The organism is Nocardiopsis camelliae, assembly GCF_028993595.1.
Lineage (GTDB): Bacteria > Actinomycetota > Actinomycetes > Streptosporangiales > Streptosporangiaceae > Nocardiopsis > Nocardiopsis dassonvillei.
The window spans coordinates 1,583,904-1,604,099 of record NZ_CP118614.1 but is presented as its reverse complement, the minus strand read 5'-3'; the positions used below and the strand labels follow the sequence as shown (position 1 = coordinate 1,604,099).

The 20,196-nt window shown below is 72.9% G+C and carries 16 protein-coding genes and 1 riboswitch; of the genes, 9 read left to right on the top strand and 7 right to left on the bottom strand.

What is annotated here, in order from left to right:
* Window positions 1–26: 26 nt before the first annotated feature.
* Complete coding sequence (locus PV789_RS07180; RefSeq protein ID WP_274976692.1) at window positions 27–1,520, top strand: SGNH/GDSL hydrolase family protein; 1,494 nt, start codon at window positions 27–29, stop codon at window positions 1,518–1,520.
* Between the two features lie 31 nt (window positions 1,521–1,551).
* Here the strand turns inward: PV789_RS07180 and rocD are convergent, their stop codons facing one another.
* Window positions 1,552–2,826, bottom strand: a complete 1,275-nt coding sequence (gene rocD, locus PV789_RS07175; RefSeq protein ID WP_274976691.1) for an ornithine--oxo-acid transaminase — start codon at window positions 2,824–2,826, stop codon at window positions 1,552–1,554.
* A 362-nt stretch (window positions 2,827–3,188) separates the two neighbouring features.
* On the opposite strand from rocD, the gene PV789_RS07170 reads away from it, so the two are divergent.
* The 5 genes from PV789_RS07170 (at window position 3,189) to thiD (ending at window position 8,977) form a co-directional block, all read left to right on the top strand.
* Window positions 3,189–4,862: an acyl-CoA synthetase gene (locus PV789_RS07170; protein WP_274976690.1), complete on the top strand. Its 1,674-nt coding sequence runs from the start codon at window positions 3,189–3,191 to the stop codon at window positions 4,860–4,862.
* 391 nt (window positions 4,863–5,253) lie between these two features.
* On the top strand, window positions 5,254–5,400 hold the full coding sequence (locus tag PV789_RS07165; RefSeq protein ID WP_274976689.1) for a hypothetical protein: 147 nt from the start codon (window positions 5,254–5,256) through the stop codon (window positions 5,398–5,400).
* A 19-nt stretch (window positions 5,401–5,419) separates the two neighbouring features.
* Window positions 5,420–6,115, top strand: coding sequence for a DedA family protein (locus tag PV789_RS07160; protein WP_274976688.1), 696 nt, complete (start codon window positions 5,420–5,422; stop codon window positions 6,113–6,115).
* 226 nt (window positions 6,116–6,341) lie between these two features.
* Window positions 6,342–8,027, top strand: coding sequence for a transposase (locus PV789_RS07155; RefSeq protein WP_274976687.1), 1,686 nt, complete (start codon window positions 6,342–6,344; stop codon window positions 8,025–8,027).
* 60 nt (window positions 8,028–8,087) lie between these two features.
* A riboswitch (TPP riboswitch) is annotated at window positions 8,088–8,186 on the top strand.
* Window positions 8,174–8,977 carry a bifunctional hydroxymethylpyrimidine kinase/phosphomethylpyrimidine kinase gene (gene thiD, locus PV789_RS07150; protein ID WP_274976686.1) on the top strand — a complete coding sequence of 268 codons (804 nt, stop codon included), beginning with the start codon at window positions 8,174–8,176 and terminating at the stop codon, window positions 8,975–8,977. (Overlaps the previous riboswitch by 13 nt.)
* Before the next feature lie 98 nt (window positions 8,978–9,075).
* On the opposite strand, the gene PV789_RS07145 is transcribed toward thiD, so the two are convergent.
* The gene (locus PV789_RS07145) at window positions 9,076–10,494 is read right to left on the bottom strand and encodes an alanine/glycine:cation symporter family protein (protein WP_274976685.1); all 1,419 of its coding nucleotides are present in this window, start codon (window positions 10,492–10,494) and stop codon (window positions 9,076–9,078) included.
* Window positions 10,495–11,066: 572 nt separating this feature from the next.
* Window positions 11,067–11,321 (bottom strand): DUF6457 domain-containing protein, encoded by a 255-nt coding sequence (locus PV789_RS07140; RefSeq protein WP_248773933.1) that lies wholly within the window; start codon window positions 11,319–11,321, stop codon window positions 11,067–11,069.
* Between the two features lie 234 nt (window positions 11,322–11,555).
* On the opposite strand from PV789_RS07140, the gene PV789_RS07135 reads away from it, so the two are divergent.
* On the top strand, window positions 11,556–12,917 hold the full coding sequence (locus PV789_RS07135; RefSeq protein WP_274976684.1) for a glycosyltransferase family 4 protein: 1,362 nt from the start codon (window positions 11,556–11,558) through the stop codon (window positions 12,915–12,917).
* Window positions 12,918–13,145: 228 nt separating this feature from the next.
* On the opposite strand, the gene PV789_RS07130 is transcribed toward PV789_RS07135, so the two are convergent.
* On the bottom strand, window positions 13,146–14,474 hold the full coding sequence (locus tag PV789_RS07130; RefSeq protein WP_274976683.1) for a pyridoxal phosphate-dependent aminotransferase: 1,329 nt from the start codon (window positions 14,472–14,474) through the stop codon (window positions 13,146–13,148).
* Window positions 14,475–14,620: 146 nt separating this feature from the next.
* Here PV789_RS07130 and PV789_RS07125 point away from each other — a divergent pair, with 146 nt between their 5' ends.
* Window positions 14,621–15,559 (top strand): LysR family transcriptional regulator, encoded by a 939-nt coding sequence (locus tag PV789_RS07125; protein ID WP_274976682.1) that lies wholly within the window; start codon window positions 14,621–14,623, stop codon window positions 15,557–15,559.
* A 161-nt stretch (window positions 15,560–15,720) separates the two neighbouring features.
* Here PV789_RS07125 and PV789_RS07120 read toward each other — a convergent pair whose 3' ends face one another.
* The 3 genes from PV789_RS07120 to PV789_RS07110 all read right to left on the bottom strand — a co-directional run bounded on the left by PV789_RS07120 (window position 15,721) and on the right by PV789_RS07110 (window position 18,218).
* On the bottom strand, window positions 15,721–16,029 hold the full coding sequence (locus PV789_RS07120) for a hypothetical protein (RefSeq protein WP_274976681.1): 309 nt from the start codon (window positions 16,027–16,029) through the stop codon (window positions 15,721–15,723).
* A gap of 107 nt (window positions 16,030–16,136) precedes the next feature.
* Window positions 16,137–17,336, bottom strand: coding sequence for a glycosyltransferase (locus PV789_RS07115; protein ID WP_274976680.1), 1,200 nt, complete (start codon window positions 17,334–17,336; stop codon window positions 16,137–16,139).
* Between the two features lie 12 nt (window positions 17,337–17,348).
* Window positions 17,349–18,218: a DMT family transporter gene (locus PV789_RS07110; RefSeq protein ID WP_274978072.1), complete on the bottom strand. Its 870-nt coding sequence runs from the start codon at window positions 18,216–18,218 to the stop codon at window positions 17,349–17,351.
* A gap of 284 nt (window positions 18,219–18,502) precedes the next feature.
* Between PV789_RS07110 and PV789_RS07105 the strand changes: the two genes are divergently transcribed.
* Window positions 18,503–20,083 (top strand): beta-N-acetylhexosaminidase, encoded by a 1,581-nt coding sequence (locus PV789_RS07105; protein WP_274976679.1) that lies wholly within the window; start codon window positions 18,503–18,505, stop codon window positions 20,081–20,083.
* Window positions 20,084–20,196: the final 113 nt, after the last annotated feature.

Sequence of the window (20,196 nt, the reverse complement as noted above, 5' to 3'; positions counted from 1 at the left end):
CGGAATCCGGGGAGGCGATAGCGGCCGTGTCAGCACGTGGTGAGGACCCCGAGGCGCCGGAGCCGGTCCCCGCGGACCCCTCCGCCGTCGGCCGTGTACCCGGCTCCGCCCCCCGCGAGCCGGAGGGGGACCCGCACGCCGGGCAGGACGCGGCAGTCGCGGCCCCCGGGTGTTCCTCCGATGGGGACGGTGCGCGCGGTTCCACACAACCCGCCCGCGAGGACACCTCCGGCAGGGACGCGGACAGCACCGGCGGGGCGGACGCCCACGGCGGTTCCGGCGACGGAACGGACGACGGCGGTGACGGCGGTGACGGGACCGACGACGGCAGCGGCGGTGAGGACGGGGAAGGCCGTCCGCGCCGACGGCGCCGACGCTCCCGGGTGGCCGCCGCCGTCTCGGTCACGCTGATCCTGGTCATGGTGGCCGTCCTGGCGCTGCCCGCCACCCGCGAGGGCCTGGTCTCCCTGTGGTGCGAGACCACCGACGGCGTGTGCCCGGCCGAGGAGCTCCCCCCGATCACCGAGGAGGAGCAGACCGACTGGCGGGTCCGGATGGAGCCCGAGGAGGCCGCGCTGTGGGGCAACTACGTGGCCCTGGGCGACTCCTACTCCTCCGGTGACGGCGCGGGCGACTACGCCCCCGACACCGCCGAGGCGGGCGGCTGCTGGCGTTCGGAGAACGCCTACCCCCGGGTGGTCGCCGAGGAGTTCGACTTCACCGGTTCGCTGGCCTTCTACGCGTGCAGCAGCCACAAGGGCTCGGAGATGATCGAGCAGATCGGCACCTCCGGGTCCCAGATCGAGCGGGTCACCGAGAACACGTCCCTGGTGACCCTGGGCATCGGCGGCAACGACCTGGGCTTCATCCCCGTCCTGCGCACCTGCATGGTGCGGATGCCGCTCCTGGAGAGCAGCGTCTGCGTCGAGCAGGAGGAGGAGGTCGACAGGCGGATGAGGACCTTCGAGGAGACCCTGACCGAGATCCTCGGGGAGGTCCGCGACCGCGCGCCCGACGCCCGCGTCCTGGTGCTGGGCTACCCGCGGCTGTTCCCGGCGGACCCCCCGGGCATGTACTACACGCTGACCAGGAGCGACCAGCTCTGGCTGAACGGTCTGGCCCAGCGGTTCAACGAGCTCATCCGCGACACGGCCTACCGGGTGGACGGCGACGTCTACGGCGGGCGCCAGACCGGCAGCGTGGAGTACGTGAACACCTTCTCCGCCCTGACCGGGCACGAGGTGAGCGCCGACGCCGCCTGGCTGAACGGGATCGTGCTCGGCCAGCTGGGCGAGGGCCTGCGCGTGGACCGGGCGAGCTTCCACCCCACCGCGCAGGGGCAGCTGTCCATCGCCGAGCGGGTGCGCCTGCAGATCGTGGAGGGCCCCGAGCGGGAGGTCTACGTGGCCCGGGAGACCCTGGAGAAGGTCGACCCCGAGCAGCTGAGGTCGGAACTGGGCGGACCGCTGGACCCGGAGTTCGCCACCGAGCCGCCCGGCAACGAGGCCGACGCCCCCTGACCCGGGGAAGCGTCGGCCCCGCGTCGCGTCGCTACCGGCCCGCCTGGAGCTCCCTGATCACCTCGGCGAAGCGGTCCAGACCCCAGTTGAGGTCCTCCTCGCTGATCACCAGGGGCGGCGACATCCGCACGGTGGAGCCGTGGGTGTCCTTGACCAGGACCCCGTGGTCGGCGAGGCGCTCGCACAGCTCCCGGCCCGAGGCCAGCGACGGGTCGACGTCGATGCCGGCCCACAGTCCGATGCTGCGCGCGGACACCACCCCGTCCCCGACGAACTCCTTGAGGCGGCGCTTGAGCACCTCGCCCAGACGGCGCGTGTTCTCCAGGTAGGGCCCCTCGGTGAGCATCCGCACGACCGTGCTCCCGACCGCCCCGGCCAGCGGGTTGCCGCCGAACGTGCTGCCGTGCTGGCCGGGCTGGATGACGCCGAGCACGTCCTCGTCGGCGACCATCGCCGACACCGGCAGGATGCCGCCGCCCAGCGCCTTGCCGAACAGGTAGGCGTCGGGGACCACACCGCTGTGCTCGCAGGCCCGGACCGTCCCGGTGCGGCCCAGGCCCGACTGCACCTCGTCGGCGATGAACAGCACCCGCTCACGGTCGCAGATCTCCCTGACCCGGGGCAGGAAGTCCGCCGGGGGCACGATCACGCCCGCCTCGCCCTGCACGGGCTCGATGAGGACCGCCGCGGTCGTGGAGTCGATGGCGGCCTCGATGGCCTCGGCGTCACCGTAGGGCACGGACCGGAAACCCGGCGTGTAGGGCCCGAAACCGGTCCTGGCCTCAGGGTCCGACGAGAAGGAGACGATGGTGGTGGTGCGTCCGTGGAAGTTGGCGCCCGCCACGACGATGGTCGCCTCGTTCTCGGGCACGCCCTTGACCTCGTAGGCCCACTTGCGGGCCACCTTGATGCCGGTCTCCACCGCCTCGGCGCCGGTGTTCATCGGCAGGACCTTCTCCTTGCCGACCATGTCGGCGAGGGCGCTGACCCACGGGCCGAACTGGTCGTTGTAGAAGGCCCGGCTCGTGAGGGTCACCCGGTCGATCTGCCGGTGCGCCGCCGCGAGCAGGTCGGGGTTGTGATGGCCGAAGTTCATGGCGGAGTACCCGGCCAGGCAGTCCAGGTACCTCCTGCCCTCGACGTCGGTCACCCAGGCGCCACGGCCCTCGGCGATCACGACGGGAAGGGGTGAGTAGTTGTGCGCCGACCGCGCCCGCGCGAGCGCGATGTGGTCCGCGCCGGAGAGTGCCTCTCCACCGGGGTTCCCGGCGGAGTCCCGCTGTCCCAGGTTCTGGGTGTTGCCCATCTAGCCGCTCCGATCACCATTGACCGATGTCAGACAGTTGATACCCACCATCGGGCCGGATCGCGCCCCTTCGGCGGGAGGTCCCCAAGAGTTGAGCAGATGATCCGGTGAGCCCACAAGGGGTGGGAGATGTCACAGCTCGGGGGCGATGCCCGAAAACCCGTCCGCGAAACGCCGCGCACACCCTCTGAGCGGGGTCGTCACATCCATGGTGACCTGCGATAACGCCCCTGGTGACGCGCTCCACAGCCCCGACGGCGGTCGGGCAGCCCCCCGAGGGGTACGGTCGCACCATCAGCCACTCAGCCGCCGCGAGCACCGAGCCGTGGACGGCTCCGTCGACCGTGCCCGGGAGGTCAGGCGTGCCCACCTCCGCGTCCCCGGACGCCCCCTTCTCGCTCTCCCGCCTGTTCGCGGCGGTCGCCGACGCCGTGCCGGACCGGACCGCCCTGGTCGCCGGCCCCCGTCGGCTCACCTACCGCGCCCTGCACGAGCGCTCGCTGCGGCTGGCCCGCCACCTGGTCGGCGCGGGCGTGCGCCCCGGCGAGCACGTCGCCGTCCTGGCGTTCAACCGCGCCGAGTGGGTGGAGTCCTTCCTCGGCGTCCTGCGCGCGGGAGCGGTCCCGGTCAACGTCAACTACCGCTACGTCGCGGGCGAGCTGCGCCACGTCCTGGCCGACTCGCACGCGGTCGCGCTGATCGCGGAGGACTCGCTGGCCGGGGCGGTGGACACGGTCCGCTCCGACCTGCCCCGGCTGCGCCACGTCCTGCTCGTCGCGGACGGCTCCGCGCGCGGGACGCGGGGCCTCGACTACGAGGAAGCGCTGGCCTCGGCGCCCGAGGACGCGGTCCTGCCCCCGACCAGCGGCGAGGACCACTACCTGCTCTACACCGGCGGCACGACGGGCTACCCCAAGGGCGTGCTGTGGCGGCAGGCGGACATCTTCCGCGCGGCCCTGGAGCGCCGCGCTCCGGGCACGCCCAGCGCCCGCACCCCGCGGGAGGTGGCCGAGCGCGCCGCGCGCTGCTTCGAGCAGCGCATGCTGGTCCTCGGTCCGCTCATGCACGCGGCCGGACAGTGGAACGCGCTGAGCATGCTGCTGTGCGGCAAGCGGGTGGTGCTGTCCACCGACCGCAGCTTCCGTCCGGACCGGGTGCTGGAGACGGCGCACCGGGAGGGTGTGCACGCGCTCCAGCTGGTGGGCGACGCCATGGCCCGCCCGCTGGCCCGCCACCTGCTCACCGAACCGGGGCTGTGCCCGGACCTGGCCTCGGTCCGCTCCGGCGGCACCCCGCTCACCCCGGCGGTGCGCGCGCTGTGGCACGCCTGGCGCGAGGACGTGTCCCTCTCCGACGCCTACGGGGGGTCGGAGACGGGCGTGTGCGGGTCGGCGACCGGCGCCGAACCGGCCGGTCCGGCGGAGGCCCCCTCCGGGGGCGGCCCCTCGGGCAGCCGCAGCTTCACCATGGGCGGCAGCATCGCGGTGCTGGACGCGTCCCTGCGCCCGCTGCCCCCGGGTTCGCGGGAGGTGGGGCGGATCGCGCGCACCGGACGGATCCCGCTGGGCTACTACAACGACCCCCTGGCGACCGCGCGCACCTTCCCCACCGACGCCGAGGGGCGCCGCTGGGCGCTGTCGGGCGACTTCGGGACGTGGGACGCCGACGGCTCGATCGCGCTGCTGGGACGCGGCAGCGCGGTGATCAACACCGCCGGGGAGAAGGTCTACCCCGAGGAGGTGGAGGCCGCGCTCAAGGCCCACCCCTCGGTGGAGGACGCCATCGTGGTGCCCTCGCCCGACGAGTACCTCGGGCAGCGGGTGACCGCGCTGGTCTCGCTGGCCGCGAACGCCCGTCTGGAGGAGGCGGAGCTGCGCGCGTACTGCCGGGTCCGGCTGGCGGGGTTCAAGGTGCCGCGCACCGTGCACTTCGTGGACCGGGTGCGGCGTACGGCGGTCGGCAAACAGGACTACCGGTGGGCGGCGTCGGTCACCGGGGCCGGTTCGCCCGCTCCGGCCGCCCCGACCCTTCCCTGAGAGCCGGCCCGGGTTCCGCGGCCCCGTCCTGCGGAACTCCGCACCGGGACGGTACGGGACCCTTCATTTCGGACACAGGGTCAATACGGACTTACCCAGCCGAAACAGGGGTTGTGCATGTTTCCGACCGCTCTCCGACCGCTTCGCCACCGCTAGACTGGCGTCGCCTGGTCCCAGGCCCCACGGTTTCCCCTCCCCCGCTCCGACCGGTTCGCACACTCCCGGCCGGGGCCGACCGGTCGCCCCGCGCGCCGGGTCGAAGCCGTGGACCTCGTGGGCCATTCCTGACCCGCCCTTCCACCCGCGCACACGGCGCGCGTGCGGTGACACCACCAGGACGGAGGAGGGCGCCCCCGATCGGGCCACGACCCGGGGGCGCACGACACCCCATATGCCAGACCCAGTAGGCAGCCACCCCTTCGACGGGGTACGCGGCGGAGCCGCGGGTGCCGCGGAGACCTCGCCCTCCGGCGGCGCGGGCCACACGACCACCGGTGCCGGGCGCCCCCTGGCCTCCACCCCACCCACCCACGTCTGAGAACGGGAACGACAACCGCATGACAACGAATCTGCTGATGACCGCGGCCTCGACGACGGACGTCGACGTCGCCCACGAGTACGAGGGATTCATCGGGTGGGTCCTGAACCTGATGACGACCCTGGGCGAACCCGGTGTCGGCGTGGCGCTGTTCATCGAGACCTTCTTCCCGCCGATGCCCAGTGAGGCGGTCCTGCCCGGCGCCGGGTTCCTCGCCTACGCCGGACACATGAACGTGTGGCTGGCCATCCTGTGGGCGACGATCGGCTGTCTGGTCGGCGCGTGGGGCTTCTACGCGATCGGCGCGCTCCTGGGCCGCGAGCGCACGGCCTGGCTGGTCGAGAAGACCCCGCTGCTGGAGATCGAGGACTTCTACAAGGCCGAGCGCTTCTTCACCCGCTTCGGCGGCGTCGCCGTCCTGCTGGGCCGGTGCGTGCCCCTGGTCCGCAGCTTCATCTCGGTGCCCGCCGGGATCGAGCGGATGCCCCTGTTCAAGTTCTCGCTGTACACGGTCATCGGCTCCGCGGTGTGGAACACCATCTGGATCGGCCTCGGCTACGTCTTCGGCCCGGCCATCGAGCCCGTTCTGGCCCAGTGGAGCGGCGTGATCAGCAACATCGTCGTCGTGCTCATCGGCCTGCTGGTGCTGTGGTTCATCCTGGCCCGCGTCTACAAGCGGACCAAGGCCCGCCGGACCGAGGGCACCTCCGCCTGAGCCCCCGCTCCCGGGGCCCGCTCCCCGTGAACCCCTCCAGGGGTCCGCCCGCATCCCCGGGCGGACCCCTTCGGCGTTCTGTGGGTTGAAAGTTGTTCCCTGTCCTGTCGGTCACCATCGGCCATCGACAGACAGACTGTGCCTCTGGCCCAGGACCCTCGCCGTTGCGGCGCTTTGTCGGTGGCGCCCGCTACCGTGGCCGTACCGAGGGAAGAGGGGGTGACCGGTGGCGCACAAACGCCGCACCAAGCGTGCTCTGCGCGTGCTGGCTGCCCCGTTCACCGTCGCTCCGCCCACGGGTGCGCGCATCCGCGACCGGCTGCGCCTGAGCCGGACCGACGAAAGCGTCCTAGTCGCACTCGGGCGGCACCTGGGCGCTCTGGCCCGCGCTGACCTGGCCGAACGCGTCCGCATCGGCATGGTCCCCGCACGACAGAACCGGCGCGCTGAACGCAAGAAAGCACTGACGAAAGCGTCCTCGTCGCGGTGGGCCGGAGCGATCACCCGCACCAGCGAGGACCAGTACCAGCTGGCCCTGCGCGCTCTGTTCGACGAGCGGGCCATGCTCACCCGCGCTGTTCGCATCCTCCAACATCGTCTGGCTGTTCCGTGCGGCCAGCGGGAAAACGGGGTGCGCGGTTACGCCAATCGGACCGAGCGCTGGCACAAGCGCAAGCGCCTGGACATGCTCACCGCCCGCTTGGCCGAGGTTGAACATCGCATCGAGGCGGGACACCCCGCGATCGTGGTCGGCGGCAAACGCCTCGCCCGTATGCGCCATCACCTGGCCGACGCACGACTCACACCCGAACAGTGGCGCCAGCACTGGGATGCGGCTCGGCTGTTCTTGACCGCGGACGGCGAGTCGGGCGCTTCGCACGGCAATTACACCGTCACCGTCGACCCGAACGACGGCACAGTCACCATTGCCCTACCCGAACCGCTGCGACACCTGGCCAACGCGCCCCGGGGCCGGTATCGCCTGGAGGCCGCGGTCGCCTTCCACCACCGCCACGACGAGTGGGCTGACCGTGTGGGCGCGCACCGGGCGGTGCGCTATGACCTTACCTGTGACTCCGGTTGCGGCCGCTGGTACCTGGACGCCTCCTGGGCGATGGACACGACGATGCCGCACACGCCCGCCGAGATGGTCGCGTCCGGTGCCCGGCTGCTGGGGGTAGATCTGAACGCCGACCACCTGGCCGCTTGCGTGGTCGACGTCCACGGCAACCCGGTAGGCCAGCCACTCACGGTGCCCGTGGAGTTGACCGGCTCCACCAGTCGACGCGACGGTCGGCTGCGCGCGGCGATCACCCGTCTGATCAGCCTGGCTCGTGCGCACGGCTGCGCTGGACTGGCCATAGAGAACCTGGGGTTCGCCGACGCCCGCGCATGCGGGAGGGAAATGATGGGCCGCGGACGGCGGGGCAAGCGGTTTCGCCGCACGGTGGCCGGGATCCCCACGGCACGGTTCCGTGAGCGTCTGCGCGGCATGGCCTACCACGCGGGGCTGGTGGTGGTTGCCGTGGACCCCGCATACACCTCGCGGTGGGGCGGACAGCATTGGAAGGAGCCACTCCAACAACGGACTTCAGCCACCGTCACGGGGCACCATGCCGCGTCGGTGGCGATCGGACGGCGCGCCCTGGGGCGTGGGATCCGGCGTCGGCCCAGGCCGCGCACACGACCGGAGGATCGTGTGCGCAGAGTCGAAGGCCAGACCGGTTCCACCCCCAAGGCGCGTGGGGCCACGGGCCCACCCAGGACGGCGGGCACACCCCCTGGGGGTGGCAAGACCCGTCCGCGCCACGGTGACCAGCTCGTGCTGTTCCCAGATCTCCAGGACCGTTCGGGAGGTCACCGGGCTCGCCCGGTTTCATGTGGTTCGGCTGACACCGGCCAACCACCATAAGAACGGTATCCTGCCCGGAACGCACCACAAACACATAATGACCGGGGCCGCCGACGCGGCTCCGGAGGCGCGGGGTGCCGGGACACGTTCCCGGCTGAGAGCACACCCGTCGAACCTGCCCTAGTTAGCACTAGCGAAGGAACGCCATGAGCGTGTACAACATCGTGTCCATCGCCGGCAGCGACCCCAGCGGGGGCGCGGGCGTCCAGGCCGACCTCAAGGCCTTCTCCGCGCACGGGACCTTCGGGATGACGGTGATCACCGCGCTGACCGCCCAGTCCACGCTCGGCGTCACCGGGGTCCACCCGATCCCCGCGCGCTTCGTCGCCCACCAGATGGACACCCTCTTCACCGACGCCGTCGTGCACGCGGTCAAGGTGGGCATGCTGGGCACCTCGGAGGTCACCGAGGCCGTGGCCGAGGCGATCGACCGCCACACGCTGCCGAACGTGGTGGTGGACCCGGTGATGGTCGCCAAGAGCGGGGACCGCCTGCTGGAGGCCTCGGCCGTCGACGCGCTGCGTACCAAGCTCCTGCCCCGCGCGGACCTGGTCACCCCGAACCTGCCCGAGGCCGCAGACCTGCTGGAGGAGCCCGAGGCGACCGATCTGGCGTCGATGCGCGCCCAGGCCTGGCGGCTGCTGGACCTCGGCCCGCGCAGGGTCCTGCTCAAGGGCGGCCACCTGCCCGGCGGTGAGAGCGTCGACGTCCTGGTCTCCCGGGACGCCGACCCGGTCGAGTTCCGCGCCCCGAGGGTGGCCACCCGCAACACGCACGGCACCGGGTGCACGCTGTCCTCCTCGATCGCGGCCCTGCTGCCGCAGCGGCCGGACGTGGCCGCCGCGGTGGGCGGCGCCAAGGACTACCTGACCGAGGCCATCCGGCGCGCCGACGAGATCGACGCGGGCGGCGGACAGGGCCCGGTGCACCACTTCCACGCCTGGTGGTAGGAGCGGCGTCCGGAGGGGGAACGCCGAGGGGGGACCGGCTCAGCGCAGGTCCCCCCTCCCCGTTGCGTCCTCCGGTGGGGCTCACGGCCCCTACCGGGTCAGACCTTGGTCACGTCCTCCATGACCTTGTCCGGGTCCCTCCAGTCGGGGTGGGCGAAGAACTTGCGCGTCTCCGCCGCGATGACCGGGGACAGGAGCAGGAGGCCGATGAGGTTGGGCAGGGCCATCAGGCCGTTGGCGATGTCGCTGAACAGCCAGACCGAGTCCAGGCTGGCGACCGAGCCCACGTAGATGACGGCGATGAACACCAGGCGGTAGGGCAGGACCAGGCGGCGCCCGCCCAGGAACACCATGCAGCGCTCGCCGTAGTAGGCCCATCCGAGCAGGGTGGTGAGGGCGAACACGGCCACCGAGATAGCCACGATGACGGCGCCGGCCGGGGCGAGCGCGGGGCTGATCGCTCCCAGGCCCTCGGAGACCGCGTTGCTCGTCATCAGCGAGCCGTCCGCGTCACCGTCGGTCCAGACGCCGGTGGTGATGATGACCAGGCAGGTCATGGTGACCACGATGATGGTGTCGATGAAGGTCTGGGTCATCGAGACCATGGCCTGGCGGACCGGCTGGTTGGTCTTGGCCGAGGCGGCGGCGATACCGCCGGTGCCCAGGCCCGACTCGTTGGAGAAGATGCCGCGGGCGAAGCCCTGCTGGATGGCGAGCATGATGCCCGCGCCGGCGAAGCCGCCCGTGGCCGCGGTGCCGGTGAAGGCGTCGGTCACCACGAGCTGGAGCGCGGGGAGGATGGCGGCCCAGTTGGCGGCCAGGATGACCAGGCAGATGCCCACGTAGCCGACGATCATGATCGGCACGAGGCCGGAGGCGACGCGGCCGATGCTCTTGATGCCGCCCAGGATGACCGCGCCGGCCAGGACCACGAGGGCCAGGCCCACCATCCACGGCTCCAGCGGCGTGATGCTGGTGATCTGCTGCGCGACGGCGTTGGCCTGGGTGCCGTTGCCGATGCCGAAGGCGGCGATGGCGCCGAAGACGGCGAAGGCGACGCCCAGGGTGGTGCCCAGGCCTCCGCGGATCCCGTACTTGAGGTAGTACATCGGGCCGCCGCTCTGTTCGCCCTTGGCGTCGGTGCGGCGGAACTTCACGCCCAGGAGGGCCTCGCTGTACTTGGTGGCCATGCCGAGGAAGCCGACGACCCACATCCAGAACAGCGCGCCGGGGCCGCCGACGCCGATGGCGAGCGCGGCACCGGCGATGTTGCCGACGCCGACGGTGGCGGCCAGGGCCGTGCTCAGCGCCTGGTAGTGGGAGATGTCGCCCTCGACGGAGTCGTCCTCCTTGCGCCTGATGATGGCGAGCCAGAGCGCGTGCGGTAGTCGGAAGAGCTGGAGCACGCGGAGGCGGATCGTGAGGAAGACGCCGACACCGAACAGCAGCGGGATGAGGACGAAGGGCCCCCAGATGATGCTGCTGACGAGGCTCGCCATTTCGAGCAGTTGGTCCACAGGGGATCTCCCTATCGGTGAGTTTGTGGGGACGAAGGCCGCCGGTAGCGAAGTACGGGGGATCCGACGCCCTCGAAATCGCGTCGGCACTGGGGGAAGGCCCGCGATACCGGCACAGAATCGCATCGACGCGTAACAACCGCATCACATGTAACCCACATGCCGGTTTCTTCGGGAACTTCCGGTGTCTCTTCCACGTACCTCCGGGTGCGGTCCACGTACCTCCGGGTGCGGGCGGTGTCCTCCTGGCAGGCTTCCGCGCTGGTCGGGGGCCGGGCGCGGGGCTGCGCCCGAACGGCGGCGTACCCGAGGGCACCGGTGGATTCGAGGGAGCCGGTGGAACCGGTGCGGCCCGCGCGCGACGCGGTCCGCAGCGCGACCCGTTGGGGGCGGCCGGTACGGACGGCGAGCCGACGCGACCGCGTCGAGCCGGTACGGCCCCGGCGGGCTCCGGGCGCCGTGTTCCTCACGGGCGCGGCCGCGACGGCACGGCCGGAGGCCGCCGGAACGGACGCAAGGGCCCGTCGGTACGGACGGGGCCGCCTCCGACCGGCGCGGACGGCGGCGGTGTGTTAGGCGCGGTCCTCCTCGTCGACCTGGGCCAGGGCGAGCCTGCTGAGGGCCGCCGCGGCCTCGTCGGGGTCCGCGCCCTGGCCCACCGCCACGCCCAGGAGGTAGGTGGTCAGGGGCGCGGCGGGCCGGGCCACGGAGTGGGCGGCGTCCCGGGCGAGGTCGAGCACCCGGTCGACGTCCTCCTTGCGGAGGGGTTCGGTGCCGGTCAGGCCCAGTTCACTTCGGACTGCTTCGGCCCATTCCACGAGGGTCACCGCACGACTCCTTAGAGCAATATATTGGCTACATTCAGCAATCATATCCACCGGAGAGTCACCCGGCGGACACACGGGCACACGGGCGCCGTCACCGACCGCTCGGACTGCCCACGCCTGGTCTTCGGGCGCGGTTCCCCCGCACCCAAACCGAGGTTCATCCCACGAGCCTAGCGTCGGAGACAGCCGTCCCCGGCGTAGGCAGCCGTCCCCCCGGCGTTGGGAGCCACCCGCATGTCCCCGACCGACCGTACGTCTCCGGCCGCGCGCACGTCCCCGGCCGCTCACCACTCCCCGGCCGCACGCGCGCCCTCCGTGCCCTCGGCCGCTCCCCGGACCGCGGCCGACCACGCGTCCGCCCGCGTCCCCGCTGCCGGGCACCGCGCGGCGGCCCGCACGCCCCCGCTCGACCGCGTGCCCCAGGCCGACGCCCGGGGCCGGCTGAGGGTGGCGATCGTGACGGAGTCCTTCCTGCCCCAGGTCAACGGGGTGACCAACTCCGTGTGCCGGGTCGCCGACCTGCTCGCCGCGCGCGGCCACGAGGCCCTGGTGCTGGCCCCCGGACCCGGCCCCTCCTCCTACGCGGGTTTCCCGGTGGTCCGGCTGCCCTCCGTGCCCCTGCCGTTCTACCGCGACTTCTCCGTGGGGCTGCCCGCACGGCGGGTGATGACCGCGGCGATCCGCGCCTTCTCCCCCGACGTGCTGCACCTGGCCTCGCCCGCCCTGCTCGGGGCGGCGGCCGTGGAGACCGCCCGCCGGTGGGCGCTGCCGACCGTTGCGGTCTTCCAGACCGACCTCCCAGGCTTCGCCGGGCGCTACCGCCTGCCCGGCGGGGACGCCCTGTGGTCGCTGCTGCGGCGTACGCACGCCGCGGTGGACCGCACGCTGGCGCCGTCCTCGGCCACCATGGAGGCGCTGTCCGCGCGCGGGTTCCCCCGCCTGGACCTGTGGCGCCGCGGGGTCGACGCCCAGCGTTTCTCCCCCGCGCACCGCGACGAGGAACTGCGGCGCAGGCTCGCGCCGAACGGGGAGACGATCGTGGGCTACGTGGGGCGGCTGGCCAGGGACAAGCGGGTGGAGATGCTGGAACACGTGTCCCGCCTGCGCGGGATCAGGCTGGTCGTGGTGGGGGACGGCCCCGAGCGGGCGCGGCTGCGCAGGCGCCTGCCCGACGCGGTGTTCACCGGACAGCGCACCGGCGGCGACCTGTCGCGCCTGTACGCGTCCATGGACGTGTTCGTGCACACCGGTGCGGACGAGACGTTCTGCCAGGCCGTCCAGGAGGCGCTGGCCTCGGGGGTGCCGGTGGTGGCCCCGGCCTCGGGCGGTCCGCTGGACCTGGTGGTGCCCGAACACAACGGGCTGCTGTACGCCCCGGACTCGGTGCGCGAACTGCGGGTGGCGGTGGGGCGGCTGGCCCACAACCGCCAGGTGCGGGAGCGGATGGCGCGGGGCGCGCGTCCCTCGGTGGAGCACCGTATGTGGGAGGCGGTCGGTGAGCAGCTGCTCGACCACTACCGGGCGGTGATCGCCTCCAGCGCGGAACTGGCCGCGCGCGAGGCGGGGGTGGAGGGCGCCCCGTCCGGTCCGAGGTGAGCGCGCGGGCGACGGCGTCCGCGCGGTGGCCTCACCGGACGGGGATCCGGCGGTGCCCCGGGTGGGGGCGTGCCGTCGGAACGGAGAGCGGCGTGCCGGCCAGGGCCCGGGGCGTCCCCCGCCCGGGGCCGGGCAGAGGTCCGGCCTCCCCCGGAAGGAGCGGCCGGGGGAGGCCGGAGGACGGTGCGTCCGCCCCGCCCCCTTACACGGGGCGGACGCGGGGAGCGGTCAGCTGACCGCCTGTGGTTCGGTGGAGCGGCGCAGGACGGGACCGGCGTCGGCGCCGACGGGGAGCAGCGCGCCCAGGACCTCGTCGAGGCGGTCCAGGTGTGCGCGGATCCAGGGCAGCGCCAGCGGGTCCGTGGCGGCGAGGGCCGCGTAGCGGCGTTCCTCGGTGTCGCCGTAGAGCAGGCTGGTGGCGACCCGCATGCGCAGGGCTTCCGTGCCCTCCCCGAACTCCGCGGCGGGCAGTACGCCCATCCCGAAGCGCTCCAGCAGCAGCCCGGTCAGGTCCGGGCCGGTGGCCACGCCGTGGAGGGCGGCCAGCCGTTCCCGGGCCGGCTCGAAGTCGGGGTAGAGGTAGAAGGCCGCCCGGGGGGCGGCTACGGTCGCGCCCGCGCGGACGAAGGCCTCGGTGACCGCCCCGGCGACGATGCCGTGCAGACGGCGGCTGCGGTCGACGTGGTCGAGGAGTTCGGCGGGTTCGGTGAAGGCGTGCGCGGCGGCCTCCTGGACCGGGGCGGCCGGACTCGACCAGATCTCGCTGGCCACCCCGAGCAGCCCGCCGCGCAGGCGGTGGCCGATCTCGGAGTCGGGCAGGCGCACGACGCCGATGCGCCAGCCGCCCAGGGCCAGGTTCTTACTCAGCCCGGTGGAGATGACGGTGCGCTCGGGCGCGTACTCGGCGGGGCTGTGCACCTCGGCGGGCTCCTCGCCGGGGGCCGCGGGGTGGACGAGGTCGCGGTAGATCTCGTCGGAGATGACGACCAGGTCGAGTTCGCGGGCCACCTCGCACAGGCGCCGGACGGTGTCGGCCCCGGCCACGGTGCCGGTCGGGTTGTCGGGAACGGTGACGATGACGGCGTTGACCGTGCGCCCCTGCTCGCGGGCGGCGGTGACGGCGGCGTGCAGCAGGTCCGGCTGGGGTACGCCCCCCTCGCCGGTGGCGGTGGGGACCGTGACGGGCCGCTGCCCCACCAGGCGGCACTGCGCGGCGTAGCTGACCCAGCTGGGCGCGGCGATCGCGGTGTCGCCGCCGATCTCCAGCAGGAGGCTGTACAGGAGCGGCTTGCTGCCGGGCCCGGCGACGACCAGCCCGGGATCGGTGGGCAGCCCGCGGCGCTCCCAGTACCCGGCGGCGGCCTCGCGCAGGGCCGCGGACCCGGCGACGGGCCCGTAGGCGTTGGCGCCGTTCCCCGCGGTGAGCCGGTCGCGCATGACCGGGTGGACCGGGAGTCCGGCCTCGCCGAAGCCCAGGGGAAGCACGCGGACTCCCTGGCGGCGCTTCTCGGCGAGCGCTTCGTTGACGGCGAGGGTCGCGGACACAGTGACGGTCATCGAGGACTCATCTCCGGTTTGTCGTGAATGCGGGTGATGCTTGGGCTGCCGCTCCACCTGGGAAGACGGCCCGTCACCCCACAGACTGCCCAGGTTCGGGCATCAGTACAAGCGCGTCTTTTCGATGCTGAGCGTAAGATCTCCTTATGCTCGATCTGCGTCGCCTGCACGTCCTCCGCGAGTTCAGCGTCCGGGGGACCATCGCCGCCACCGCCGGCGCCCTCGGTTACACGCCCTCGGCGGTGTCCCAGCAACTGGCCACCCTGGAGCGGGAGACGGGTGTCGCGCTGCTGGACCGCTCCGCGCGGGGCGCCGAGCTCACGGACGCCGGACGGCTGCTGGTGACCCAGGCCGAGGACATCCTGGCGCTGGTGGAAGCGACCGAGTCGGTGCTCGCCGAGCAGTCCGACCTGGCGCTGGGCGTGGTCACCGTCACGGCGTTCCCCACCGCCGCCGTGGCGTTCGCGCCCCTGTTGGTGCCGCCGCTGCGCCGGCACGAGGGGATGCAGCTGCTGCTGCGCCAGACCCTGCTGGCGACGGGGACACAGCAGGTGCGCTCGCGGGAGGTGGACATCGCCCTGGTCGACGACTGGTCCGGACAGCACCCCGGGCGCGGGCCCGAGGGCGGGCTGCGGCACATCAACCTGATGCGCGACCCGATGGTGCTGGCGGTGCCCCGGGGGCACGCGCTGGCCGACCCCTCGACGCCGGTGGTGCTGGAGGAGCTGCTGAACGAGTCGTGGATCGTGACGCCCGAGAGCGAGCGTTCGCGCTACGGAACGGACCGGCTCCTGTCCGAGGTGGGCGGACTGCCCTCCGCCGCCTGGGAGTTCGAGGGGCTGGGAACGGTGCTGAGCCTGGTCTCGCGCGGGATCGGGATCGCCGCGGTCCCGGCCCTGGCGATGGTGGGGGCCCCGGCGGGGCTCGTCTACCGCGAGCTGCCCGCGTCCGCGCCCGAGCGGCACGTGTACGCGGTGGTGCGGTCGGTGGCGGCGAGGCGACCGGCGGTGCAGGTGACGCTGGCGGCGCTGAGGGACGCCGCGCAGCAGGTGAACAGGGAGATCGCCGGGATCACGGTGGCCTGACCGGCGGCGCCGGGCCGTCCCGCGCCGATCCGGCCGGGTCCCGCGTCAGCACGCGCTCCACGGGTGTCCGGCCGCCGGCACCGGGGCGGACTCCTGGAGGGGCCGCCGTGGAACGACGCGTGGCCCGAACCCCCCGGGGGTCGGACCACGTTCGCCGTCGTTCACTCCTTATCCCTGCCGCGTGTCCGGTCGATCCGGCGGCGCAGTCTGCGGCAGACGTGGAGTGCCCGGTCACGGTCGTCCCGGGCGTTCCACCATCGGGCGTAGGCTTCCAGTCTTCTTTTGCGCAGTGCCTCCAGCTCGGCCTCCATCCGGTTCACCCGGTGCTCCAGGTCGATGCGCTCGCGTTCGAACACCGACATGTCGCGCTCGTGGAACCCCGCCTCCCGCTCGGCGCTGACGAGCCGATCGGTGAGGCCCTCGGTGGGGTTGCCCCGGCCGGTCTGTGCACTGATCCCTTCGAACCACACAACATCTTGTGTATCCCGCAGGAGGACAACATCACCGGTCGCTACGCAAAGAATACGGAAAGTGGCAGAAGAATCGAAACATCAACCAAACGGCTCTTTCGGACACCTCAGGCGGCGACCAGCCTCTCCGCCCGCGCGGGGGCCGCGCCCCGCAGACGGGTGTAGACCTCCTCGAACCGCTCCAGGGAGCGGTGGTGGTCGTGCCGCCGCGCGAGCTCACGGCTGGCCTCGCCCAGGGCGCGCCCCCGGGAACCGAGCACGAGGAGCAGCCGGTCCGCCAGGCGCACGGGGTCGCCCGGCGGGAAGAGGAACCCGTTGCGCCCCTCCTCCACCAGGTGCGGCAGCGCCATCGCGTCCGCGGCCACCACCGGCAGGCCGGTGGACATCGCCTCCAGGGTGGCGATGCTCTGCAGCTCGGCCACGCCCGCGATGGCGAAGGCGTCCCCCGCCGCGTAGACCAGGGGCAGGTCCCCGTCCGGGACGAACCCCAGGAAGAACACCCGGTCCGCCACCCCCAGCTCCGCGGCCAGCGCGCGCAGTTCCTCCTCGCGCTGGCCGGTTCCCGCCAGGGCCAGCTGGGCGTCCCGTCCGGGCACGATCCGCGCCAGCGCCCGGATGGTGTCGTCGATCCTCTTCTCCGCGTCCAGCCTGCCCACGAACACGATCGTGTCCCGGTCGGGCAGACCGAACCGGCGCCGCGCCGCGGCGGGGTCCTCGTGGGGGCGGAACCGCTCCAGGTCGATCCCGCACGAGATCGCCTCGACCCCGCGCGTGAACCCCTTCTCCCGCAGGAGCCGGGCCGCCCGCGGGGTCGGCGTGGTCACGTGGTCGGCCTCCCCCGCGACCCGGACCATGTCCTTCCAGGCCAGGAGGCCCGCGAGCTCCTGCATCGGCGCGGGGATCCGGGCGTGCGCGTACAGGTTGTCCGGCATGAAGTGGTTGGTGAGCACGACGGGGACGCCGGCGGCGCGGCCCCTGCGCATCGCCGCGCGGCTGAGCGGGAAGTGGCTCTGCGCGTGCACGATGTCGGGGTCCAGGCGCGCGACGATCCTGGCGATGTGCCCGCCCATCCCCAGCGGGACGGCGGCGCGCATGAAGGGGATGGGCGCCGATCGCAGGCGGTGCTCGGTCACCGCGCCGTTGACCGTGACGTAGGGTTCGCCCCGCTCGGAGGGGCACACCACGTGGACCCGGTGCCCCCGACCGGCCAGCCCCTCGGCCAGGCGGTGGGTGAAGTATCCGGCCCCGTTGACGTCGGGGGGATAGGTGTCGCTGGCGATCAGGACGCGCAGCGGGCGTTCGGCCATGGTGGTCTCTCCTTAGCGTTCGGTGTCGGCGGCGACGACCTCGGGGTTGCGGTGGCGCGCCTGGGCGAGGGCCACGGTTCCGGCGACGGCGAGGCAGGCGAAGACCAGCGCGCCGAGCTGGGCGGGAAGGGTCCGCGGCGCGCCCTCGCCCAGGAGGAGGGCGCCGATGGCCACACCGACCACGGGGTCGGTGATCAGGAGGGTCGCGTAGGCGGCCGTGAAGTGCCCGGTGCGGTAGGCGTTCTGCATCAGCAGGGCGCCGAAGACCGCCGCGGCCACCGCGAGCGGGGTCAGCCAGCTGATCAGGCTGGTCCAGTCCCCGACGGCGTTGGCGGACAGGACACGGGCCAGGCCGGACGTGGTGCCCATGGCCGCCCCGCCCGCAAGGGCGAGCAGGAGGGCCCGGACCCCGTTGTTCATCCGGTGCGCCGTGAAGTGGACGACGGCTCCCGCGCCGAGGACGACCCCGGTGAGCGCCAGCGCCGTGCCGGTGCTCATGACGGGGCTTTCGGCGGTGTGCGGGAACAGGGAGATCACCCCGGTGAGGCCCACCATGACGGCGGTTCCGGCGATGATCTGGGAGAGGCCGACCCGGCGGCGGTTGAACAGGGCCGACAGCACGATGGCGAACAGCAGGCCGGTCACGCCGATCGGCTGGATGATGGTCAGCGGTGCGCCGCTGAGGGCCACCAGGTGGAGTCCCGCGCCCAGGACGGCGGCCACGCTGCCGATCATCCAGCGGGGCTGGCGCAGCAGGTGCAGCAGGAACCCCGCCTTCGCCACCCGGCCGCCCGGGGCGCGGACGGCGTCGCGCTCCTGGAGGGCCGAACCCAGCGCCAGGGTGAACGCCCCGGCCACGGCGATGAGGATCGGCACCAGCATCAGCGCCACCGTCCCACGGGTATCCCCCGTCTCCTGAGCATCGCCGACCCCCTTGTGTCCCGTCGTCTCGGCAACGGTACGGACGGGCCCCGCGCCACGGCGATAACGCCAGCCCCCCATCCGTCGTGGTGGTAACCCCACCACGCCCGCACCTACCCGGTCCCGGTTTCGGTACCCCGTCGTCTCCGGGTACGGGTGACCGTTTGTCCGCGGGGGGTGTGCCCGGGAGGATCCACGTGACACTATGTCCGGTATTGGTCTAGACCGGATAGGAGCGGTTCACCGTGCCCGACACCTTCCCCTCCCTCGTCCCCCGTCCCAACTCCTCAGCTCCGGGAGGCGCAGGGGGCCTCACGCTGACCGCATCGACCAGGGTGTCCGCCGACCCCGACGCCCGGGGCACGCTCACGTGGCTCCAGCGTGAACTCGGAGCGGCCACCGGCCTCCCCCTGGCCGCCGGCGACGAGGCCAGCGCGCAGATCCGGCTGAGCGTGGACCCCGAGGCGGGCCTGGGCCGCGAGGGCTACCGGCTGATCGTGGACGCCGAGGGAGCCATCATCGTGGGCAACGACCCCGCCGGGGTGTTCTACGGTGCGCAGACCCTGCGGCAGCTGCTGCCCGCCGACGCCTACCGGGACGCCCCGCTGGGCGGCGCCGAGTGGGCCCTGCCCGCCGTGAGCGTCACCGACGCGCCGCGTTTCCGCTGGCGGGGCGTGATGCTGGACGTGGCCCGCCACTTCGTGCCCAAGCGCGAGGTGCTGCGGTTCATCGACCTGCTGTCCATGCACAAGCTCAACGTCCTGCACCTGCACCTGACCGACGACCAGGGGTGGCGCGTGGAGATCCGCCGCTACCCGAAGCTGACCGAGGTGGGCTCCTGGCGGACCCGGAGCCAGGTGGGCGCCGCGAAGCCGCCGGTGTTCGACGAACGCCCGCACGGCGGCTTCTTCACCCAGGACGACATCCGCGAGATCGTCGCCTACGCCGACGCCCGGCACGTGGCCGTCGTCCCCGAGATCGACGTGCCCGGCCACTCGCAGGCCGCCATCCACGCCTACCCCGAGCTGGGCGAGTCCGGACGGATCCCGGTCGGCGACCAGTGGGGGATCTTCGAGGAGGTGCTCGCGGTCACCGACAACGTCCTGGAGTTCTACCGCAACGTCCTGGACGAGCTGATCGAGCTGTTCCCGAGCACGTACGTGCACGTGGGCGGCGACGAGTGCCCCAAGACCCAGTGGCGGACGAGTGCGTCCGCGCAGCGGCGGATCAAGGAGGAGGGGCTGGCCGACGAGGACGAGTTGCAGAGCTGGTTCATCCGCCAGCTGGACGAGCACCTGACCTCGCGCGGCCGCCGCCTGGTCGGCTGGGACGAGATCCTGGAGGGAGGGCTCGCGCCGGGAGCGACCGTGATGTCGTGGCGCGGCGAGGAGGGCGGTGTCGCGGCCGCGCGGGCCGGTCACGACGTGGTCATGAGCCCCACCCGCACCTCCTACCTGGACTACCGGCAGTCCGAGTCCGGCGACGAGCCCGTCCCGGTGGGCACGCTGCTGCGGACCGAGGACGTCTACCTGGCCGAGCCGGTCCCGCCGGGGCTGACCGAGGGGGAGGCCGCGCACGTGCTGGGCGCGCAGGTGAACGTGTGGACCGAGCACATCGACTCGCCGCGCAGGCTGGACTACATGGTCTTCCCCAGGCTGTCGGCCTTCGCTGAGCAGGTGTGGTCGTCCGGTGAGCGCGACTACGCCGAGTTCGAGCCCCGGCTGAGGAGGCACCTGGAGCGGCTCGACGCGGCCGGGGTGGAGTACCGGCCGCTGGAGGGGCCGCGCCCGTGGCACACCCGCCCGGGGGTGGTGGGCTGGGGGTGACCCCGCGGCCCCGGGAGCCGTGAGAGCTCCCGGGACGCCGGGGTCCGCGCGGCTCCGCCGACGGCGCCCGGGGGCCTCCGCGGTGGAGGACGTCCCCGGCATCCCGTGCGGGG

Bases quoted from the DNA above. Each gene is read 5' to 3' on its own strand.
- PV789_RS07165 (WP_274976689.1), top strand. From the start codon at position 5,254: ATGCCAGACCCAGTAGGCAGCCACCCCTTCGACGGGGTACGCGGCGGA.
- PV789_RS07110 (WP_274978072.1), bottom strand. From the start codon at position 18,218: ATGCTGGTGCCGATCCTCATCGCCGTGGCCGGGGCGTTCACCCTGGCG.
- PV789_RS07135 (WP_274976684.1), top strand. From the start codon at position 11,556: ATGTCCCCGACCGACCGTACGTCTCCGGCCGCGCGCACGTCCCCGGCC.
- rocD (WP_274976691.1), bottom strand. From the start codon at position 2,826: ATGGGCAACACCCAGAACCTGGGACAGCGGGACTCCGCCGGGAACCCC.
- PV789_RS07125 (WP_274976682.1), top strand. From the start codon at position 14,621: ATGCTCGATCTGCGTCGCCTGCACGTCCTCCGCGAGTTCAGCGTCCGG.
- PV789_RS07160 (WP_274976688.1), top strand. From the start codon at position 5,420: ATGACAACGAATCTGCTGATGACCGCGGCCTCGACGACGGACGTCGAC.
- PV789_RS07130 (WP_274976683.1), bottom strand. From the start codon at position 14,474: ATGACCGTCACTGTGTCCGCGACCCTCGCCGTCAACGAAGCGCTCGCC.
- thiD (WP_274976686.1), top strand. From the start codon at position 8,174: ATGAGCGTGTACAACATCGTGTCCATCGCCGGCAGCGACCCCAGCGGG.
- PV789_RS07115 (WP_274976680.1), bottom strand. From the start codon at position 17,336: ATGGCCGAACGCCCGCTGCGCGTCCTGATCGCCAGCGACACCTATCCC.